General features: G+C 39.6%; 14 protein-coding genes. 4 read left to right on the top strand and 10 right to left on the bottom strand.

Annotation, left to right across the window (positions count from 1 at the left end):
• The first annotated feature begins 4 nt into the window (after window positions 1-4).
• The 4 genes from BLO34_RS07670 to BLO34_RS07655 all read left to right on the top strand — a co-directional run bounded on the left by BLO34_RS07670 (window position 5) and on the right by BLO34_RS07655 (window position 4,661).
• Window positions 5-646: a cation diffusion facilitator family transporter gene (locus tag BLO34_RS07670; protein WP_090756538.1), complete on the top strand. Its 642-nt coding sequence runs from the start codon at window positions 5-7 to the stop codon at window positions 644-646.
• On the top strand, window positions 639-1,052 hold the full coding sequence (locus BLO34_RS07665) for a Fur family transcriptional regulator (RefSeq protein ID WP_090754159.1): 414 nt from the start codon (window positions 639-641) through the stop codon (window positions 1,050-1,052). Before BLO34_RS07670 ends, BLO34_RS07665 begins: the two co-directional genes overlap by 8 nt.
• 44 nt (window positions 1,053-1,096) lie before the next feature.
• On the top strand, window positions 1,097-3,115 hold the full coding sequence (locus tag BLO34_RS07660; RefSeq protein WP_090754157.1) for a heavy metal translocating P-type ATPase: 2,019 nt from the start codon (window positions 1,097-1,099) through the stop codon (window positions 3,113-3,115).
• Window positions 3,116-3,281: 166 nt separating this feature from the next.
• On the top strand, window positions 3,282-4,661 hold the full coding sequence (locus BLO34_RS07655) for a hypothetical protein (protein ID WP_157686725.1): 1,380 nt from the start codon (window positions 3,282-3,284) through the stop codon (window positions 4,659-4,661).
• A gap of 466 nt (window positions 4,662-5,127) precedes the next feature.
• Here the strand turns inward: BLO34_RS07655 and BLO34_RS07650 are convergent, their stop codons facing one another.
• The 10 genes from BLO34_RS07650 to BLO34_RS07605 all read right to left on the bottom strand — a co-directional run bounded on the left by BLO34_RS07650 (window position 5,128) and on the right by BLO34_RS07605 (window position 17,169).
• Entirely contained in the window at window positions 5,128-5,424 is a 297-nt protein-coding gene (locus BLO34_RS07650; RefSeq protein ID WP_090754153.1) for a hypothetical protein, read from the bottom strand.
• 145 nt (window positions 5,425-5,569) lie between these two features.
• Window positions 5,570-6,469: a hypothetical protein gene (locus tag BLO34_RS07645; RefSeq protein ID WP_090754151.1), complete on the bottom strand. Its 900-nt coding sequence runs from the start codon at window positions 6,467-6,469 to the stop codon at window positions 5,570-5,572.
• A 691-nt stretch (window positions 6,470-7,160) separates the two neighbouring features.
• Complete coding sequence (locus BLO34_RS07640) at window positions 7,161-8,897, bottom strand: efflux RND transporter periplasmic adaptor subunit (protein ID WP_090754149.1); 1,737 nt, start codon at window positions 8,895-8,897, stop codon at window positions 7,161-7,163.
• Window positions 8,898-8,901: 4 nt separating this feature from the next.
• Window positions 8,902-9,393: a DUF305 domain-containing protein gene (locus BLO34_RS07635; RefSeq protein WP_090754148.1), complete on the bottom strand. Its 492-nt coding sequence runs from the start codon at window positions 9,391-9,393 to the stop codon at window positions 8,902-8,904.
• Between the two features lie 17 nt (window positions 9,394-9,410).
• Window positions 9,411-11,918, bottom strand: a complete 2,508-nt coding sequence (locus tag BLO34_RS07630; RefSeq protein WP_090754146.1) for a heavy metal translocating P-type ATPase — start codon at window positions 11,916-11,918, stop codon at window positions 9,411-9,413.
• A 2-nt stretch (window positions 11,919-11,920) separates the two neighbouring features.
• A complete protein-coding gene (locus BLO34_RS07625) occupies window positions 11,921-13,150 on the bottom strand; it encodes a permease (RefSeq protein WP_090754144.1) in 1,230 nt (409 codons plus the stop codon).
• Window positions 13,151-13,229: 79 nt separating this feature from the next.
• On the bottom strand, window positions 13,230-13,682 hold the full coding sequence (locus BLO34_RS07620) for a heme-binding domain-containing protein (protein WP_090754142.1): 453 nt from the start codon (window positions 13,680-13,682) through the stop codon (window positions 13,230-13,232).
• Entirely contained in the window at window positions 13,683-14,273 is a 591-nt protein-coding gene (locus tag BLO34_RS07615) for a DUF3347 domain-containing protein (protein ID WP_090754139.1), read from the bottom strand.
• 73 nt (window positions 14,274-14,346) lie between these two features.
• A complete protein-coding gene (locus BLO34_RS07610) occupies window positions 14,347-14,667 on the bottom strand; it encodes a four-helix bundle copper-binding protein (protein WP_090754137.1) in 321 nt (106 codons plus the stop codon).
• Window positions 14,668-14,703: 36 nt separating this feature from the next.
• Entirely contained in the window at window positions 14,704-17,169 is a 2,466-nt protein-coding gene (locus tag BLO34_RS07605; RefSeq protein WP_090754136.1) for a multicopper oxidase domain-containing protein, read from the bottom strand.
• Between the last annotated feature and the right edge of the window lie 4 nt (window positions 17,170-17,173).

Below are 17,173 nucleotides of genomic sequence, written 5' to 3'. Positions count from 1 at the left end.
GGTTATGGAAAAGACAAGAAAAAATAACCTTAGACAAGCTAGGACAATCCAAATCTGGAACGTCATTTATGACGTTATAGAGGTAGTGGTGTCGCTCATTGCAGGGATCACAGCAAATAGTTCAGCCTTGATCGGTTGGGCACTGGACAGCACCATAGAAGTCATAAGTGCTGCAACATTAGGCTGGCGTTTACACTGCGAGCTTAAAGGAATCGATGAGGAAAAAGTGAAACGTCGTAAGAAAATCACTTTATACGTCATTGCAGCATCATTCACGCTCGTTTGCTTATTCATATCCTATGATTCCATCTCAAAATTAATCAACAAGGAAACGGCAAGCTGGAGTACGTTGGGATTGATCATATTACTGGTTTCACTTGTAGTAAATCCTATACTGATCTATTTCAAAAGAAAATATGGGAACAAACTGGACAGTCCAGCTTTACTGGCAGATGCTAAAGACACCTTTATTTGTCTATACCAGACCGTAGTAGTACTCATTGGGTTGTTATTGGTTAACTGGATGGGCTGGAGGTGGGCTGATCCCGTCGCCGCGTTACTTATTGTCCCGTGGGCGGCTAAAGAAGGCTGGGAAGCCTACAACAAGGCTAATAACATCAACTATAATATTGCGCAAAATGACTGAAATAGAAAAAACATTAAATGACCATGATGTGCGCCCTACGGCCATGCGCATCCTGATTTATAAATATCTGGCAGAACAAAAGATTGCTCAAGCGTTGCTTGATATTGAGACCGCTTTCGCGAAAGCGGAACGTTCCACCATCTTCAGAACATTGAAAACTTTTGAAGAAAACGGTATCGTACATCAGATAGAAGACGGTACCGGAATTACAAAATATGCTCTTTGTGAACCAGGTTGTAACTGTGAGATCGAACAAGATTTGCACCTGCATTTTCGCTGTAGCAATTGCAATGAAACCGTATGTCTTACTGAGCATAAAATACCATACATCAACCTACCCGATGGCTACGTGGCAGAAGATGTAAACTTGGTTGTGACAGGTATATGTGAAAAGTGTAGTGGATGATAAATGCACTTCCGTTGCACCTTTAATTAATTGATATTTGAAGTATGAAAAAGCAAAAACGCAATTTAAGAGATATAGATACACAGGAACATAAGGGAGAACACAGCCACGACGATGGTCACGACCATGGTGATGGTAGTTCCTTCAAAACCTACATTCCTGCCATCATAAGTTTTGTAATGCTCATTGTAGGTATTGCTATTGACTATTTCGAAGTAATTCCAGCATTTGATGGTTGGGTACGCATAGTATGGTATACCATTGCCTACATCCCTGTGGGTTTTCCTGTCATTAAGGAAGGTTGGAACAGCATCCTAAAAGGCGATTTCTTTACAGAGTTTTTGTTGATGTCCATCGCAACATTAGGTGCATTTGCCATAGGTGAATACCCTGAAGGTGTGGCCGTAATGTTATTCTATGCAGTAGGCGAGCTCTTCCAGAACGCAGCGGTTAATAGAGCAAAGAGCAATATAAAAGCTTTGCTTGATGTACGTCCCAATGAAGCATTGGTATATCGCAATGGCGATTATGTTTCAGTGGATCCCGAAACGGTAGAAATAGGCGAAAAAATTCAAGTACGTGTGGGCGAGAAAGTACCATTGGATGGGACATTGATTTCTGATAAAGGCTCATTCAACACAGCAGCGCTCACAGGCGAGAGTAAACCATCCACCATCGCAAAAGGCGAGTCGGTTTATGCGGGAAGTATCAATCTGGATGGCGTAATTGAAGTTGAAACAACCAAAGAATTTAAGGACAGCAGCATTGCGCGCATTCTCGATATGGTGCAAAATGCCACGGCAAGAAAGTCCAAGACCGAATTGTTCATTAGGAAGTTTGCTCGCATTTATACGCCCATTGTGGTATTTCTCGCGATCGGCCTGACATTTTTACCGTATTTCTTTATTGATGATTATGTATTTAGGGATTGGTTGTATCGGGCATTGATATTCCTTGTAATTTCCTGTCCGTGTGCTTTGGTTATCTCTATACCGCTAGGATATTTCGGTGGTTTGGGAGCGGCATCACGCAACGGTATTTTATTCAAGGGCGCCTCATTTTTGGATGCAATGACACAGGTCAATACCGTTGTGATGGATAAGACTGGAACCGTTACCAAAGGCGTATTTAAGATTAAGGATATAGTTGTTGTTAATTCTGCTTTGGATAGTTCCGCTTTCGTGAAAGCGGAATCAGACAAGTCTATCCCGTCGCAGGACGGGAAGAAAGCGGAATTTATGCAATACCTGATGGCGATGGAAGAACAGTCCACGCATCCCATTGCAAAGGCCATTCTCGAATACAAAGCAGACGGAGCCGACTACGATGCAAGTAATGTATCTGAAATTGCAGGAAAAGGGCTCAAAGGAACCGTAAATGGAAAAACCGTACTCGTAGGTAACAAAGCATTAATGACCGCAAATAACATTGATGTTCCCAAAGAAACGGACACCATTGTAGAGTCGATCGTAATGGTAGGAATCGATGAGAAATTTGCCGGTTACGTAACCATTGCAGACGAACTCAAGGAAGATGCGCACCAAGCGATAAAGCAAATACGTGAGTCAGGAATTTCCAAGATCATCATGCTCTCTGGTGATAAAGATTCTATTACCCAACAAGTCGCCAAGGAATTGAATATCGACTGGGCAAAAGGTGGTCTATTGCCTGAAGATAAACTCAACGAAGTTGAGAAACTAAAGCAACAAGAAGGCATCAATGTAGCATTTATAGGCGACGGTATCAATGATGCACCTGTACTTGCCGCCAGTGATGTAGGTATCGCCATGGGTGGTTTGGGTAGCGATGTGGCCATAGAAACGGCAGATGTGATTATACAAACAGACCAACCTAGTAAGATTGCAAGAGCGATTAAAATAGGCCGTTCTACACGTCGCGTAGTTTGGCAAAATATCATACTAGCTTTTGGTGTAAAAGTCATTGTTTTGATATTGGGCGCAGGTGGACTGGCCACAATGTGGGAAGCTGTATTTGCAGATGTAGGTGTGGCGTTACTTGCTATATTGAATGCTGTCAGATTGCAGAAGATGAAGTGGGAATAGAAGGTTATTGGAATGATTTATATTTCTGCAAAAGAAGCATTGGACAGACGGATGGAGAATGAAGATGAAAAAAATTGATAAATAAAGCATTGTCCTAACAGGTATTGATCTGTAGATCGATACTTTTAAATGATACATTCGTTCAATAAACAGATAAAATCAAATTTTGAGCTCAGATAGTACCGAATCGGATAGCAGATATCCAAAAATAATTGAACACATTACTCTTCCCTCGACTAATGCAAGTATTTTAATTCATGATGGAAAATTTGAAATAGTTTCAGACAATATTTCGTTTTCCTGTCATGGTACATTCTCATTTCACTGGCTACCAATGGTTGGTGTAAGATTTTCAGGTAAACCGGAACTATTTAATAAATTCAATTTTGAGATATTCCGGAAACTTGAATATTTTGAGGTGGTCATTAACGGCGATGTTTCAGGCAAGGCATTTCTAACTGTGGTTAATTTCGACAATTTTGGCAATATCTCGTTTGAAGGTGTTTTTACATTCGGAATGTTCACTGGCGACCCATCTGTGAAAACAAGCGAGATAGTTTTTTCGATACCTAATTTACGCCGAGTGTACGGATATCCAGTCCAAAAAACTAAAGGAAATAGTGAAAATAGAACATCAAAATCGCGATTTAAATTTGAAGATGAAAAGTACAAGATAATTATAGATTCCGTCTATGATTACGATAAAAAACTAAAAGGATTAGAGAATCTAGGAGGTTTTGATATACTGGCGTCAGGTAAATTGATTTGTCAAAAGCAACCATTAAATTCAAGTGAATCTCAAAGCATCTTTAGGCTGCTAAATAATTTCCTTTCATTTATTAACGGCAGGCGTGTTTCTGCATTCATGTCCCAAGGTTTAAATCAGGACGATCCTTTATGGACAGATTACACAAGCTACCTCATAGAACCTTTTAGTTTACCTCAAACATGGTGTCCTAGAAGAATTCATCTTTCAATAGATTATTTATGGAAAAACTATACAAGAGTCGCATCGAACCCACATGACGAAGATTTTCTTTTCACAGCAATACATTGGTATTTAAATGCCAATAACAATGTTGGGTCTACCGAGAGTTCGATCATCATGGCCCAAGCTGCTTTAGAATTAATTTATAACTGGTGGATAGTAGAGAAAAAAGGATTGTTATCAGGAAGAGATGCGGCCTCAATTTCTGCATCGAATAAAATAAGACTAATTGTCAAAAACTTAGGTATTGAGACTGAGGTACCGCTAGGTTTGAAATTTCTAAATTCTTATGCCTCAGAACAAAAACGCCCACTTGATGGTCCAGATGTGATTAGTGAAGTCCGTAATATGATAGTTCATTCTCAAATCGATAAAAGAATGAAACTTAATAAAATTGACATGAATACAAAATATGAGATATTGGAGCTGTGCATATGGTATATAGAATTAGCCTTGCTCAATATCTTAGATTATAATGGCGATTACTATAATCGCACTATAAAAGGCGGTGCTTTAAAACACATGCTGCAGTCTGTTCCATGGGTCGTAAAAACCTAGGACAGTTTTCAGACTTACATCGGTATCTCGTGTGTTTCACATCAACACTCTTCAATTGTTAAAATTAAACGTAGTCTCTTCGTAAATAGCTAATAAAACACACTAAACAATTACGCATTTGTAAAAAGAATGTCAAGTCAAAGCAAAACAACTACATATCTGGATTTACAATCAATTGATGCGTGCGGTAAGATGGCAGAAGATGAGATGGAAGTAAGTTATTGTTATCGCTTTACGTTCTCTTTAAATTTTAAGGATTAATTGGATCTCCAAAGCCGAGTATGAAATTAGTCTATTATAAAAATAGAGACTTTTCTTTGTAGGAATGCCAATATTTGCAATACTAATATAGACCGATATAAAGCCAAACTTACAATGTTTCATTAAGGCATGGCTTATACTTAAAAACAATAATCAAGTCCTATTAGTCAGTTACTTTGAGAAAGTCAGAACGTTTCGATTATTCTCATAACAAATTCTCATTAAATAGGACTTTAAGGTTTTTTAGGATGAAATCTAGTTCTGTCAAGAAGTGAATGGATTTTAAACGACATATATACTCTTGCAAACGATCCGGATCTTCTCTAGTCCAGATGTATGCATTAATAGCCTTTTGGGCAAGTACTCGTAACTCTGATATTGGTTTATCTAGATCAGCCCATGTCTCTATTTCCATATCAATTAACTCATCCAGCTCTAGCATTGTGTCGACACCAAATAATTCTATTTCGATGGAGGTAAAGTATAAATTTTCGAGTTCCATAATCACTCTATTTGATGTAAGCATATGGTTGTAATTAAATATGAATAATGTAATAATTATTGATCTAAACGGTTGAAGTAATATTTCATAAGTGCTCCTATCTCTTTAGGTATTTTGCTTATCGGAATGCTTCTAGTTCTATTTACTATTTTTCTGTTGGTATTATAGTAACATTAATACCACCATTATTCTTAATCCAGCCACCAGCTGTAAATGTTGTTCCTTTTCTCAAGATAATATCTTCTTTAATCTCTATTAATGTCGTGAAATCTGGACTTAATTCTGATTTCTGAGTATTCGTATGGAGGAAAAACCTAAGTTCATTGGCAAAGTTTGGATTTGGATTATGTTCATCATCTATTTTATGCGCCATTTTTTGTTTACTTGGAGGATAATATTGCGGAATAGCTGAGAAAATATCTTTAGTTTCTTGAATAAAAAGAATTTCTCGATACCATTCACTTGCTGATTCTCGATTTATATACAATAGATGTAATTCATTTAATTTGTCCAAGGTTTCTATAAAAGCTTTATGAGCACCTTGATCGCCATAATATCTTAATGTATTATTGTAATGATCATTCTTCAATGTTTCAACCAGTACTTTGTATTCAAAGCCCGTCAATGATTTATAACGTTTCAATTCATAAGCTTCACGAATATTCTCAATAATTTCTGCTTTTTCTCTTCTAGCTCTTGCTAGTTTTTCTTGCTTCAATAATAGATTGCACTTTTCACAAGTGAAATATTTGGGTACATCATAGTGACAAGTAATACCATGGGTAAATTGAGTTCGTGAGTAAACTGGCAACCAAAACTCATTCGAGCAAACCTTACATAAGTTAGCCATTCTCATTGTTGAAAGAGAATTTATTAAACTCAGATTAGCGACAAGAGACATATCATTATTATGAAATACCTCTTTAGCTTTACCAACAAATTTTTTGTTTACTGCATCGTAATCCCAATAACGCTCTATCACCTGTTTTTGAGAGTCAGTGACGGGTGCTTTGTCATATACCAGTTTAAATCTTTTCTCTTCCATAATGTCCAATTAAAAAGGCGCTAACTGAATTACTATCCAATCGGGTATCGCCAAACACCATGACAAGAGTAAACAGCAGCGCCCATGGGCACCTCGTTTAAAACAGCTTGTCAGATCAGAAAATTGGCGATTTCGATTGGATCTTGAGCTAAACGCTATAATATGTTTTGAGAAGTATTACTTCACATTTTTAATTTTGAGTTCTATACAAAGCTACCTAAAATAAACTTAGATTCAACCAGAATTACATTATGAAGATTGAAATTGAAGAAGTCCATTGAACCTAGGAAAGGTTAGCACTTCAGAGAATTGAATACGACCTATATTTATCAGGTATTTGAGATCAATAATTTGTCAAATCACAAATAGTAAGAGTGTATGTTGTGGCCTCTAAAGGCTATTCAAATTTATATTCAATGTTCAGAATATATTTTTCATAAAAAATCTTAAAAATAGGCTTGTATATATTTTCAAATATTTAAAATTTATCAGGATTCACTTGTGTTTCATCGGGATTTTTATTGACTTGATATAGTTTTAAAATTGACAAGCAATTGAACAATATTGTTTGAAATAGTATGCTGACTAAGAACTGTTATCCTATTTAAGGAACCTTTTATTATCTAGTGTCCCTATTCAAAAATTTTGCGCGAGTCGATATCTCGATTTTACTGTTAATGATTCCCCATACTTACTTTATCTCATTAATTACACTACCACAAGTCAACATAGCATCGCCATAATAAGGATTTTTAATTTCTTCTTCTGTGCTTAACCATACCGCGCCTTTATTATTATTTGCCATTGGGCATTTTTGGACATAATAGTTAGTTGAATTTTGAATATTCATTGCGATAGGCACCATATTTTCATTTAGGATTACAAAGTGAGCTCGTTGGTTTTCAAGATTGTCATTGGTGACAATAGCATCCAGCATCTCGATACTTTTGGAAAGGTGTTGCTTTTCCATTTTGCCTAAATCCGTTGTAGAAATTTCCTTTAATCTTTTTGATGTCGCTTTCGCGAAAGCAGAAACCTGAACAGCATCACTCACCACAAGAGCATCTTTCATTTTAAGATATGATGGTAGCGCTTTGTTGAAATCAGAGCTAAACGCATTACTGAAACTCATTTCCATATCGCCCATCATAGCTGATTCGTCCTGCATCATCTGCTGATTCATCATCGATTTCTTACCCTGCAATTGCGCAGCTGCATCTACTGTAAACGTTCCATTAGTTACTATTTCATCGCCATTATTCAGTCCAGCTGATACTTGGTAATTCTCACCAGAGCGATTGCCCAAGGTAACTTCACGCATTTCAAAAACAGGCTCATTTGGATTGGTTTTTACATATACCAATGAACGCTCGCCCGTCCATAGTACGGCACTTGCTGGTACAGAAAGGGTGTTTTCCATAGTTTGTGTTGCGCCTTTGACCTTGCCCGTCACAAACATTCCTGGCTTAAATAGGTCGTCTCGATTTTGTAAGGTTGCACGCACCGTTACCGTTCTTGTGGCATTGTTAAGCATAGGGTCGATGAAAGAAATGGTTCCTTCAAATTCCCTGTTGGAATAGGCATTGGTCGTAATGTTGATTTTTTGTCCAACCTTAAATTGTGCTATCTGATTTTCATAGCTATCAAATTCTGCCCAAACCGAATTAAGATTGCTCAATTTCACAATAGGCTGTCCTTGATTTACATAATCGCCCTGTGCTGACATTACTTCTGAAACAGTTCCCGAAACAGTTGCATAAATCGGAAAGTTCTCACGTACCGTTCCACTTTCTTCAATAGAATTAATTTGTGAGTCCGAAAGTTTCCAGTTTTTGAGTTTATTGCGTACCGCTTTGTATAACGCTGGTTGCGATGCTTTCAGCGATGCAGCTGTAATTAATTCCTGCTGCGCCGCTACAAGGTCTGGTGCGTAAATGGTTGCCAATAACTGACCACGGTTTACTTGCTGACCTTCATAGTTGACATTAAGTCGCTCAATCCTTCCCTTAAAATAACTGGCTTGCACGGTATTGTTTTCATCGTTGGCAGCAATCTTTCCCGAAAGGGATACCATCCCATCATTATCGCTAGTTTGTGCATTCCCAACGATAGTAGTTTGGATATTTGCCAACGCCATGGCGTTTTCGGTCATTTTAATCTCGTTAATTGCGAGCCCATCAGCACTGGTTTCTGCTGGAATGAGGTCCATTCCACAAATGGGACAGTCTCCTGGTTCTGGTTGCATGATCTGTGGATGCATCGAGCATGTCCACATTTGGTCTGCGCTCTCACCAGAGTGGTCGTGATCTGAGGTATCTGACAAGTCTTTTACCGACGCTGCATCACTGGATCCATCTCCAAAAATGAGCCAACCTGTACCTAAACCTATGATCAGGGCAATAGCGATGTATAAAATGTTTTTATTCATAATCTTATTCTTCGTTCTGTAATCGTTCTATCATTCTTTTCATTTCAGCAATCTCCTCACGTTGAGCTTTGATAATATCTTCAGCAAGTTTTTTTACTTCTGGATCTTTGATGTCTGCTCTTTCACTTGTTAATATAGCAATCGAGTGATGCGGTATCATTGCCTTCATCCATAAGACATCGCCTACGGTTGACTGCTGATCACGTACTAAGCTTAAAGCTCCAATAAACAAACTGATGCTCACGAAAATAATGGCAAAATTCTTCTTTTTATCTTGATACATACCACGCATCGCAACAAACATGATGATGGCCATCGTTGCGATACCCAGACAACTCATATAGAATCGCGTGAGGCTAAAGTAGACGTGGTCGATTTCATAGGTATTCAAATACATCGTGATGTACATGGCAATGAAGGATGCGACAAGCATGCCGACAAATTTGGTGTAGTTTCCTTTTTTCATGTCTTGGTGTTTTTGATCGTTAGAGTTCATATGGTTGGTTTTTACTATTAATTAATCGATTTTGATTTAAGTCTCAGCGCATTTCCAATCACGGAAACCGAGCTAAAACTCATTGCTAGGGCAGCAATCATTGGAGATAGTAGAATCCCAAAAAAGGGAAACAAAACCCCTGCCGCGACAGGTACGCCTAGTGTGTTGTATATCAGGGCAAAAAACAGATTTTGCTTGATGTTGCGCATTACCTTGTCGCTCAAGTTTCTCGCTTTTACAATTCCATGCAAATCTCCTTTGACTAATGTTATCATTGCGCTTTCTATCGCTACATCTGTTCCCGTTCCCATGGCGATGCCTACATCACTTTTTGCGAGTGCTGGTGCATCATTAATACCATCGCCTGCCATCGAAACGACGTGACCTCGTTCCTGTAATTTTTCAACTTCCTTGAGCTTGTCTTCTGGTAGCATACTTGCTTTAAAGTCTGCAAGGTTCAGCTCGTCTGCCACAGCCTTTGCGGTATCGTGATTATCGCCAGTAAGCATGATCACGTTGATACCTTTATCCTGAAGTTCCTTGATTGCTTTGGCACTAGTTCCCTTGATTTTATCACCTATCACCACATATCCAGTTACGACGCCGTCGATGGCCAGATAGGAAACGGTCTTGCCTTGCTTTTGAAAGGATTGCACTTCAGTCTGCATTTCTGGTGAGATGCTAGCCTTAGCATATTCCATCATTTTGGCATTTCCCAAATCGAGTTTTTTACCATTAACGGTTCCTTCTACTCCTTTTCCAGTTACCGCGCTAAAGTTTTCGGTTTTTAAAAGTTCCGTTTTCTTTTTTTTTCCATATTTCACAGTCGCTTCAGCAAGTGGATGCTCGCTGGAACTATTTAGGGATGCAATAAGTTGGGTTAGTTCGCTTTCGCGAAAGCGAGATTCGTCAAAAGACCCGACTCTCTCCACTGTGGGTTTTCCTTCCGTTATCGTTCCTGTTTTGTCAACAATAAGCGTATCTACCTTATCCATTTTCTCCAATGCCTCGGCATTCTTGATGAGCACACCATTTTGGGCTCCTTTACCGACGCCTACCATAACGGACATAGGCGTTGCAAGACCTAGCGCACATGGACAGGCGATAATCAACACGGCGATTGCATTGACCAAGGCATATACATACGCTGGTTCTGGTCCCCAAATCGCCCACGCGGCAAAAGTCAGGAGCGATATGAGAACCACTACGGGCACGAAATACCCTGAAACCGTATCGGCCAACTTTTGAATAGGCGCTCGACTGCGGCTGGCATCATTGACCATATGTATGATTTGGGAAAGCAGCGTATCGCTACCTACTTTCTCAGCTTCCATCAAGAAGGACTGATTCCCATTAATGGTACCGCTACTTATTTTATCATCGACGGCTTTATTTACAGGAATAGGCTCTCCAGAAATCATCGATTCATCGACGGTGGTTTCTCCTTCCGTAATTTTACCGTCCACAGGGATTTTATCGCCTGGCTTGACGCGCAGAATATCTCTTTTCTGGATTTGGTCAATAGAAACTTCTTCTTCGTTACCATTTACCACACGAACTGCTTTATTAGGTGCCAACTTCAACAGTTCTTTGACTGCAGAATTTGTTTTGCTATGCGCATGCGCTTCCAGCACTTGTCCCATCAATACCAATGTGAGTATCACGGTCGCCGCTTCAAAATAAACGTGTACCGCACCAGACATGGTTTTGAATTGCTCAGGAAAAAAGTCTGGAAACAACATCCCAAAAACACTAAACAACCACGCCACACCAGCACCTATGCCTATGAGCGTAAACATATTGAGGTTCCAGGTTTTGATACTGCGATAGGCTCGCTCAAAGAACATCCACGTCGCATAAAACACCACAGGAATGGAGAGACCGAATTGGATCCAGTTCCACCATCTCTGTTCCATGACATCATACAACGGATTACTGGGAATCATCTCGCTCATTGCGATGATGAAAATGGGTAACGTAAAGGCTACCGCTATCCAAAATTTCTTCAACAACTTCTTGTAGCCCTTTTCTTCTGCTGAACTATCTGCATCCATGGGGACTAAGTCCATACCACAAATGGGACAAGCTCCAGGTTCGTCTTTCACAACTTCTGGGTGCATGGGGCACGTCCATTGGTCTGAAGTTGTTACCGAGAGGTTTTGTTCTTCGACCAAATCCATGCCGCAAACGGGACAATCGCCCGGCTTGTTGTAGGTCTTATCGCCCTCGCAATGCATAGGGCAATAGAATGTTCCTGTACCTTTTCCTTTGGGTTGGTTTTTTTGTTGTTCGACTTTGGCATCAGGACGTTGTCCCGCTTTATGAATAGTGTAGGTATCGCCATCGTTTTTCAAAGCTTCTTGAAATGCGTCGATGGGTATATGAGATTCCATTTCTATAGTCGCTTCCTTTTTATTCAGATCGACCGATGCATTTGAAACACCTTTTACTTCAGATAAGGTTTTCTCTACGTGAGTGCGACAACCGTTGCAGGTCATTCCCTGTATGTGATAAGTGTGTTTCATTTTTATCGAATTAAAAATTTAATGACCAAACCACCAATTAGCCAGACATAACAAATCACGGCTGCATATTTTAGAATCTTTTCCAGCAATGGGCTTTTGGGTGCCATTTCTGACATTTTGTGGTCTACATCTGTACGCTTATAAAATCCCAAATAAACTAGATATACAGATATCACCAAGAAGATTATGTTTAAGAAGAATGTATAGTCAATTTTAAAATGTTCCTTATCCTGAATCGTTACCTGTGATGGATCTGGTAATAGGCTCAATAAATCAAGCGAATAATGTAAAACGAGGGATGTACCGATGAGCGCCGTAAACAATAGAAACAATATGAATAAAGACATTTTCCACCCATAATATTTAGCATTGATACGTAGTACTGGAAAAACAACCAAATCACTAAAGATAAAAGCCATAACTCCTGCGAAGCTCACGCCTTTTCCAAACAACAAAGCTGCTAATGGAATATTACCCATAGAACCAATAAATGTTAGAAATGCAGCAATAGGCCCAACGATTATATGCTCTAGTATTTCTAAAAAGGTAAAGTCTGTGTTTCCCTGACCACTATTGATAAATAATGTTTCAAAGAATGCATCAGGAACAAAAGCCGCAGTAATACCCGCAATTGTAAAGCCTACCGTTACATCCTTCCAGACCATTGACCATTCCATCTTATACTTTCTAGCAACTCTTGCCCAATTAGACTCTTGTTGTATTTTTTCTTTCCAGTTTTGGGAATCTTCACTATTGTCATCGTCATCCTCGTGCTCCAAATTTTTACGAGCTCTTTCAATTAGTTTTTTAGGATTGATGATGCGTATGAGTACCCACGATATAAGAATGAGGAGAATTCCTCCCAAGTACTCACCAACAACAAATTGCCATCCAAGAAAAATAGAGATGAGAATTCCCAACTCGATGACCAAATTTGTTGATGCGAGCAGAAAAGCAATGGAGGATATAAAACTTGCGCCTTTCTTAAAAATAGATTTTGTACCAGCAAGTGCAGAGAAACTACAAGAACTACTTATGAAACCAAAAAAGGTTCCAAGAAGTACGCTCTTGCCTTCGTTCTCATTCATCGTTTCTTGCATCTTCTTTTCGGTAACAAAAACCTGAATCATACTACTGATGATATAGCCCAAAACGAAAGCCCACAAAGCCATCCAGAAAAATCCGACGGTTGTGTAGGCTGCTTCGCTCCATTGTTTAAAAAAGTCATCCATGCTTTCAATTAATTTGTGCCCGATGTGAAAAAGGGATCAATAAACCAACTAATAAAAATCTCCCTTTCTCTCTCAGGACTTAGTAATTTGATTTCAATTCTTCAAGATAATTAACTACCGATTGTGTTGCCACTGAGTCCATAATCGCCTCACGATGAATCAACGTGTAACTTTCCATTGGCATTTCACCGCTTTCTATCTGGCTGATCATTGAACGCAGCTTACTGCTTTTACGACGGTCAGAATAGGTATCCCATTCATTGAAGTTCAGCTCTTCCTTGCCGTGCGCAATATGATCCTCTAGATACCAAGCAAAAGGCTGAACCTTTCCATACCATGGATAGTCCGTATCGTTACTGTGACAATCGTAACATGAAACCTGCAACGTGCTTGCTATCGTTGCAGGCACTTTATTGACCAGCAAAAAATCAGAAGATGGCACAGCTTTACTATAGTTGTCATCTACAGGGAAAAACTGTATGACCACCAAAGCAATCAATGCCAGCCATGCTATGATTTTGAAAATTTTCAATTAATTGATTTCTCGTTGTACTTTACCACATGTTAACATCGAGCTTCCATAATACGGATTGCGAACTTCCTCGTTCATACTCAACCATGCGGATCCATCATCATACATGGGACAAAATTGCTCGTATAATTTCATGTCAGTTCCAGTAATCGCTACCATATCAGTAACATCTTTACTCAAAATCTTGAAATGTTCCCGCTGGTGTTTGATATCGCTTTCACCTATGTGCTCTGCATGCTCAGTTGCGTCCTCAATAATTTCATTGAGTTCAGCTTGTTGACTTTCTGAATAGTTGGAAGCGTTAAATGAGGCTAAGGATTTCGTTAAGGTCATCCCTAGATTTTTCGCCTTTTCATTGTCGTCACCTACTAGAGCGTCCTTCAAATTAAAATAATCTTGTAGTATCCCTGTTGCGTTGGACTCTTGGCTTCTGTTCATAGCCATATTCTCGTTATCCATCATGGATTCCTGATTCATTTCATTGCTCATGGGCATGGCTGCTTCGTCCTTATCCATCTCCTTACAGGACACAGATAAGATCATTGTTGCAACCATTGTTACCATTCCTAGACTTGTCTTCATTTTTTTCATTGTTCTAAAATTAAGGTTGTACACTTTTAAGTGAGGTTTCCATCGAATTAACGCTAGAAATCTAATTACTTTTTTAGGCTAAATATTCTTTACAAGCTGCCGCACAGGCACGGCAGGCTTCAGCACAATCTTTGCAGTGTTGGTGTTCGTGACCTTCACATTCCTCGGCACATTGTATACATATCTCGTGGCATTTTTCTACCATCGCTTTCGTGAAAGCGGAATCCATAGCCAACAAATTTACCGTCGCACTACATACTTCGGCACAGGCTCTATCCGTGCGAATGCAGTCCACCATCATTTTGATATTATCAGTATCTAGACAGGCATCTGCACAATGGTTACAATGGGTGATGCAGTTATATAAGGCATCCAACAATTTTTGATTTTTCATAATGGTTATAATTTAGATGTATAATTAATTTACTTTTTAAAATCTCAACGAGAGTCCAGCACCAGCATCAAAACGATTGTCATAACTCGCCATGAGCGAGAAATTCCTGCTCAACACATATTCCAGACCTACCTGCCAGGTAGTTTCTTCTTCAAAATCCTGGCCAGCAGGAAGTTTTCCATCCCAGCCAAAATCCATCTGATATTCATACTCACCATAGATACCCAATCGCGGGAAGATCATAAAGCCCGTTGAAAAACTAACTTGTGGACGCAATTTGCTATCTATTCTGAAATCCGAATTAATGAGCAATGGCATTAACCAGCGAACACCAGCGATGGCGGTTGTATTGATTTCTTCAAGGCTATCAGCTCCTTCATTTTCTACATTCACACCACCAAACACACGGAAGTAATCGTTCAAATAGCGCTCATACGTAAACTCTGCTTCCAGATTTTTGTTCCAGCCATATTCACCCAATACGGTAAATTGATTTCTTATGTTAGTGGCAGTAGCATACAATTCCGTCATGTGACTTGCAGCGCTTATTTCTCCCCAAGAGAATAAATGGTTTGCTTCATTTGTCAATTTAGTTGCAGGAAAGCCTTTCAATCTTGGATCGCGTGGCGTGTCATAGCTAAATACGCGTGCCATACCGCTATTTACATGATATAGAACGTGACAGTGAAAGAACCAGTCGCCAGTCTCATCTGCAGCAAATTCAATAACCACTTTTTGCATAGGCGCAACATTAACAGTATGTTTTAGGGGTGAATACTCACCATTTTCATTAAGTACTCTAAAGAAATGACCGTGCAGGTGCATGGGATGGTGCATCATCGTCATGTTGTTAAGGGTGATGCGCACCGCTTCTCCTTGACTTATCTTAATATAATCTTGTTCTGAAAGCGGTACGCCGTTGATACTCCAGACATAGCGGTTCATATTTCCCGTGAGGTTAAAGAGCATCTCTCGCACTGGACGATCTGCATTGAACTCAGTTTTTTCTAAGGCGCGTAGGTAGTTATAGTTGAATTCGGGATTTGCTCCAGTCTTCATATTATCGCCCACAACCTTATCATCAGGAATCATATAGCCCATCTTCATGCCGCCCATATCCATGTCTTTATCCATCGCCATTCCTTCCATGGGTTGGTTACCCTTCATCTTCATTTGTGATTTTGACATGGGCACATCCTTTTTTCGCTTTCGCGAAAGCGAATCTTTCATCATTCCCTTCATTTCTTCATCGTCCATTTTGGAATGATCCATTTTGGAATGATCATCCATCGCCATTCCGTCATCATTCATATCCATTTTACCCATCTGCATGCCACCCATTTTCATGGCATACTTTTTCATCATCTGGATAGAGTCATTTTTTGACGGATTGAATTTGGATGCTGGCGCGCCCATTTTCATATCCATAGCCATCATTCTCTTCATGTTCTCGATCAAATCTGGAACTGGCACCTTGGGCGCCTGTAGGGTCTCACCACTACCTATAAAAGCTGAAGCCTCTCCTGAACCGTCCTGCGCAGTCGCACGGACCTGTATTTTTCCGCTTTCAGGAATCGTAACTATAAAATCATAGGTTTCTGCAACACCAATTAGTGTCTTCTCATGTTTTACTGGAACCACATCAATCCCATCTGCCGAGACGATTGTGGGATCACCACCGCCGAAGGTCAACCAAAAATAGGACGCTGCGCCAGCATTGATGAATCTTAAACGCACTCGCTCTCCAGGCTCAAAATCTGGATAGAGTTGCTCGTGCTTTCCATTCACAAAGAACTGGTCAAAAAAGTTATCAGAAATGGCCATATCTGGCATGCGCTGCCATGACATTTTAAGTTTGGCGGCTAGTGCGTCTTTCTTTATTATTTTGTCGAGACTCTGGACTTGACCTTTTTTGATCAGGTACCATTCGTTACCACGTTTTAGGTTTTTGAGTTGGGACTTGGGATTTTCATCCATCCAGTCAGATAGTACCAAAACTAAATCCTTGTCGTATTCAAGATCAGTCTTTTTGGGGTTGATCTGGATAGAACCATAAACGCCGCGCTGCTCCTGCAATCCTTTATGGGAATGATACCAATAGGTTCCCGATTGCTTGATGGCGAATTTATAAGTAAAGGTCTCGCCTGATCTAACTGGTGGCGTTTCTAGGTAAGGAACGCCATCATAAAAATTGGGTAGAATTATACCGTGCCAGTGGATGGAAGTTTCCACATCCATCTTATTGGTAACATTAATAATGGCAAATTCACCTTCATTGAATTCCAGATTGGGTCCTGGAATGCCTCCATTAATAGTCATCGCTTTAACCTCTTTTCCAGTAACATTGACCATTTGGTAATCAACGGTTAGATCATATACACGCTCTGGCCAGTTGTCAACATTCTCCTCGTTTCCATTTGCTATATAAGGATTATCTGATTTTTGCGCATGGGCAAAAAACATTAGAAACATTCCTATAGTAAGTAAAGCCTTTTCTTTCATGTAT

Source organism: Nonlabens sp. Hel1_33_55 (assembly GCF_900101765.1).
Taxonomy (GTDB): domain Bacteria; phylum Bacteroidota; class Bacteroidia; order Flavobacteriales; family Flavobacteriaceae; genus Nonlabens.
This window is presented reverse-complemented; position numbering and strand designations above follow the sequence as displayed.